Below are 2415 nucleotides of genomic sequence, written 5' to 3'. Positions count from 1 at the left end.
CCATTCGAGTGGCGGACGGGTGCGCGAGGAGGGGCGGCGGGCGGCGGAGCCGACGGGGGCCGGGAGCGGCGGGCGCCGGAGCCCGGCGGGGTACGTCCCCGCGGCGGCCGTCAACCCCGGGCCCCCATTTGCAGTCGGCCGAATCGCGCTCCGATCACCCCTCGGTAAGCTGACGGCATGACAGGACAAGTACGCACCGTCGACGGCCGCGTGGCAGGCCGACGCGGCCAGGCGACGCGGCAGAAGCTGCTCGACTGCCTCAGCGAGATGCTCAGCTCCTCGCCGTACCGGGACGTGAAAGTCATCGATGTGGCGCGGAAGGCGGGCACTTCACCCGCGACCTTCTACCAGTACTTCCCGGACGTCGAGGGCGCCGTCCTGGAGGTCGCCGAGGAAATGGCCAAGGAGGGCGCGGCGTTGACCTCCCTCGTGGAGGGCCGCTCCTGGGTCGGCAAGGCCGGCTGGCAGACGGCGGAGGAACTGGTCGAGGGGTTCCTCGACTTCTGGCGCAAGAATGACGCGATCCTGCGGGTCGTCGATCTGGGCGCGGCCGAGGGCGACAAACGGTTCTACAAGATCCGCATGAAGATCCTCAACTCCGTGAACAACTCCCTTACGGACGCGGTCAAGGAGCTCCAGTCGAAGGGCAAGGTCGACAAGGACATCAGCCCCGCGGCGATGGCGGGCTCGATCGTCGCGATGCTCGCGGCGGTCGCCTCGCACCAGAAGGGCTTCCAGACCTGGGGCGTCAAGCAGGCCGAGCTGAAGCCGAACCTGGCGCTGCTCGTACATCTGGGCATCACCGGCAAGAAGCCGACGAAGTAGCGGCGCCGGCCGCGGCCCGCGGCCCGGCCGAGCCCGCGCCGGGGCGCCCGCCCTCGCGCCGGCCCGGAGACCGCCGCGGCGCGCCCCCGGCCGCCCTCAATTCTCAAGTCCTGTCACGCCGGCGGCGGTTCACCCAGGTGAGCCCCGCCGGCGTTCCCATGCGGCGCGTCCGCGTCCGCCTCCCTCCGCTCCAGCCGGAAGAGCCGGATCTCGCGCTCGACGCGGGCCTGGTACGTGGCGTACGGGGGCCAGAACTCCAGCGCGGCCCGCCAGGCCGCCGCCCGCTCCTCCCCCGTGAGCAGCCGGGCCCGTACCGGCAGGTCCCGCCCCTTCCAGTTGATCTCGGCGTCCGGGTGGGCCAGCAGATTGCCGGTCCAGGCGGGGTGGCCGGGGCGCCCGAAGTTCGACCCGATGAGCAGCCAGGTCCCGGCGTCCTCCGGCATACAGGCGAGCGGTGTCCGCCGCGCGAGCCCCGAGACGGCGCCGCGCGCGGTGAGCACGACCCCCGGGAGCATCCGCGCGCTCGGCAGCACCCGGCCCCGGGTGAGCCGGTGCACGGCCCGGTCGAGGGCGGGGACGACGTGCGGGGCGAGCTTCGCGAACGCGCGCGTGGAGGAAACCCTCTGGACCAGGCGCACACCGCGCGGGGCCCGGCTCACCGGACAGCCGCTCGCGCGCGCGGGGCGGCGGCACGCGCGGTACGGGGCGCAGAAGGCGAAGGGGGCGTCCGGAACAGTCCCGCGTGCTCGGCCGCGCGGGCCCGCAGCGCCGGCACCGGCCCGAAGAGCAGCTCGTCGGCGGCGGCCCGCTTGAAGTACAGGTGCGCCTCGTGCTCCCAGGTGAACCCGATGCCGCCGTGCAGCTGGACGGCCTCGGCGGCGGTGCTCCGCAGCGCCTCCAGCGCCTGCGCGAGGGCGAGCCCCCCGGCGTCCGGGTCCCAGGCGGCGTAGTAGGCGGCGGAGCGGGCCGCCTGCACCTGTACGTAACGGTCGGCCAGCCGGTGCTTCACGGCCTGGAAGGACCCGATGGGCCGCCCGAACTGCTCGCGCTCCTTCACGTACGCGACGGTCCGCTCCAGCGCGTGCCCGGCGGCGCCGACGGCCTCGGCGGCGAGGAACGCGGCGGCGGTGCGCCCGGCGGCGGCGAGGACGCCGAGCGGCTCCCGGCCGTCCAGCAACTCGCCTTCCACGTCCCGCAGTTGCACGCACCCTTGGGTGCGGGTCTCGTCGAGGGTGGTGTGGCGGGTCCGGTGCAGACCATCGGCATCCCCGCGTACCAGGAAGAGACGGACCCGGCCTCGGGTGAAGCCGCCGGTGTGGGCGGGCACGAGGAGGAGACCGGCGCGGTGGCCGTCGAGGACCTGGGCGGCCTCCCCGTACAGCCGCCAGCGCCCCTCGGCCTCCCGCGCCTGCACCCCTCCGGCGCGCCCGCCGCCGGCCCAGGAGCCGTCGGAGCCGTCCCCGGTGAGCCCGAGGGCCGGGGCGAGGGCGGGCCCGGGGACGGCGAGGGCGGCGGTCAGCTCGCCGCGGGCGAGGAGCGGCAGGTGGGCCCGCTTCTGCGCCTCGGTGCCGAGGGCGAGGAGGACGGGGG

Annotated in this window: 3 protein-coding genes; 1 reads left to right on the top strand and 2 read right to left on the bottom strand. The window is 75.2% G+C overall.

Annotated features, from left to right (window positions below; all coding sequences use genetic code 11):
• The first annotated feature begins 177 nt into the window (after window positions 1-177).
• A complete protein-coding gene (locus ACJA3G_RS35190; protein ID WP_406557093.1) occupies window positions 178-825 on the top strand; it encodes a TetR family transcriptional regulator in 648 nt (215 codons plus the stop codon).
• A gap of 113 nt (window positions 826-938) precedes the next feature.
• On the opposite strand, the gene ACJA3G_RS35185 is transcribed toward ACJA3G_RS35190, so the two are convergent.
• Both ACJA3G_RS35185 and ACJA3G_RS35180 read right to left on the bottom strand, forming a co-directional pair.
• Window positions 939-1484, bottom strand: coding sequence for a nitroreductase/quinone reductase family protein (locus ACJA3G_RS35185; RefSeq protein WP_406557092.1), 546 nt, complete (start codon window positions 1482-1484; stop codon window positions 939-941).
• The coding region (locus ACJA3G_RS35180) for an acyl-CoA dehydrogenase family protein (RefSeq protein WP_406557091.1) at window positions 1481-2415 on the bottom strand (935 nt) is incomplete at its 5' end. The genes ACJA3G_RS35185 and ACJA3G_RS35180, both read right to left, overlap by 4 nt.

This window comes from Streptomyces sp. YS-3 (assembly GCF_045257485.1).
Classification (GTDB): Bacteria; Actinomycetota; Actinomycetes; order Streptomycetales; family Streptomycetaceae; genus Streptomyces.
Note: the sequence above shows the minus strand (reverse complement) of the source record. Positions and strands in the feature narration are given on the sequence as shown.